The sequence below is a fragment of the Endozoicomonas sp. ONNA1 genome, assembly GCF_024606325.1.
Lineage (GTDB): Bacteria > Pseudomonadota > Gammaproteobacteria > Pseudomonadales > Endozoicomonadaceae > Endozoicomonas_A.
In genome coordinates this window covers 1-1,650 of record NZ_JAHHPN010000907.1, presented here as the reverse complement: position 1 = coordinate 1,650, position 1,650 = coordinate 1, and the positions used below count along the sequence as shown (strand labels likewise).

Genomic DNA, 1,650 nt, shown 5'->3' with positions numbered 1-1,650 from the left:
TGGATGATACATACTGAAGACATTTTTTGTTCAATTACCCTGAACAGAGGTATGGATAACCGTGCAAGACGCGGGAACCGTAGAGTCATAGATCAAAGGAGACGACATATATCCTCAAGGATGTCATCTTCCACCCAAAGTTCGGTGATTTTCACGGTTTGACTACCATTATTATCGTCCCAATCACCATTGCCCCAATCATCGTCAGCGACGGTCATCACATAGTCGCCATCGGCGCTGAAGATGGCTGATCTGACAGGACCGCCATGGGAAATGGTCGCTTTTACTAACCAGGTTCCATCGAGCATCTGACCACAGATTTTCGCCGTGCCGTCATCACTGGCAGTCACTATATGTCGGCCATCAGTGCTGAAGGTCGCTGATTTGACCCACTTTTTATGAGAAATGGTCGCTTTCTCCTCCCATGACCCATCGTCCTTCAGGCCGTATATTTTCGCCGTTCCATCAGCACTGGCAGTCACCACATGGCAGCTATCTGGGCTAAAGGTCGCCGATATAACCCAATTACCATGAAAAACGGTCTCTTTTTTTTCCCATGATCCATCGTCCTTCAGGCCATAGATTTTCGCCGTTTTATCATTACAGACGGTCACCATATGGCGGCTATCAGCACTGAAGGTAATTGATATCGAACCATTATGGTGAATGATGCCTTTTTCTTCCCATAATCCATCGTCCTTCTGACAATAGATTTTCACAAACCTGTTAATCATATTATTGACACCAACAGTCACCACGTGGCGACTATCGGGGCTGAAGAGGGCTGATTCAACCGAGAAAATATGGTGTAGGGTGGCTTGTTCTTGCCAAAATCCTTCTATCTCCTGGCCATAGACTTTGACATTGCGATCGCCACTGACAGTCGCCACAAGGCGGCCATCGGGGCTGAAGCGAGCCAACCTTGAACTATTGTGCCGAATGATAGCTTTTGGTTGCCATGATCCATCGTCTTCCAGGCCGAAGATTCGCGCTATCTGATTGTCACCCTTGATCAGCAGATAGCGGCCGTCGTAGCTAAAGGTCGGTGAACAGAAGCCTTCATGACCGGAAATACTGGCTTTTATTTTCCATGTACCATCAGCCTCCAGACCATAGATTCTCGCCCCGCCCCAAGAACTGGTTAGCAAATAACAACTATCGGGACTGAAGGTGCTGAATAGACATCGTCCTCATGAACAATAACGGCTTTTCGTTCCCATGAACCATCGGCCTCTTGTCCGTATATACGCACTGCGCTGTTGCCAGTGAGGATTACCACATGGCGGCCATTGGTGCTGAAACTCGCTGAAAGCACTGAATAGCGCTGAAGAGTGAGGACCTTTGGTATCCACGATCCATCAGCCTCCAGGCCAAAGATTCTCGCCGCGCCGTCTTGACCGGCAGTCAGCATATGGCTGGCATCAGCGCTGAAACTGGCTGATTTGACAGGCTCATCATGTGAAATAGTGGCTTTTGTTGCTGACATGAAGGTTCTTAATTGAGACTTTCGTTCGGTATTAGTGAAATGAAGCAGAGCAGGTATATAGGGATTGTTTCGGCGTTTTATGAGTGAATCGATTAAATCCTTATCATTTATAAACCGCTCCATCCAACAACGGAGTTGATCATCATCTTTTGAAGTGACGATTG

2 protein-coding genes are annotated in these 1,650 nt (G+C 47.5%); both read right to left on the bottom strand.

Annotated elements, in window-relative coordinates; genetic code table 11:
• Positions 1-92: 92 nt before the first annotated feature.
• A complete protein-coding gene (locus tag KDK19_RS21340; RefSeq protein ID WP_257292904.1) occupies positions 93-1,148 on the bottom strand; it encodes a WD40 repeat domain-containing protein in 1,056 nt (351 codons plus the stop codon).
• Positions 1,142-1,650, bottom strand: a 509-nt coding sequence (locus KDK19_RS21335) for a hypothetical protein (RefSeq protein ID WP_257292903.1), incomplete at its 5' end; no start/stop codon positions are given. The genes KDK19_RS21340 and KDK19_RS21335, both read right to left, overlap by 7 nt.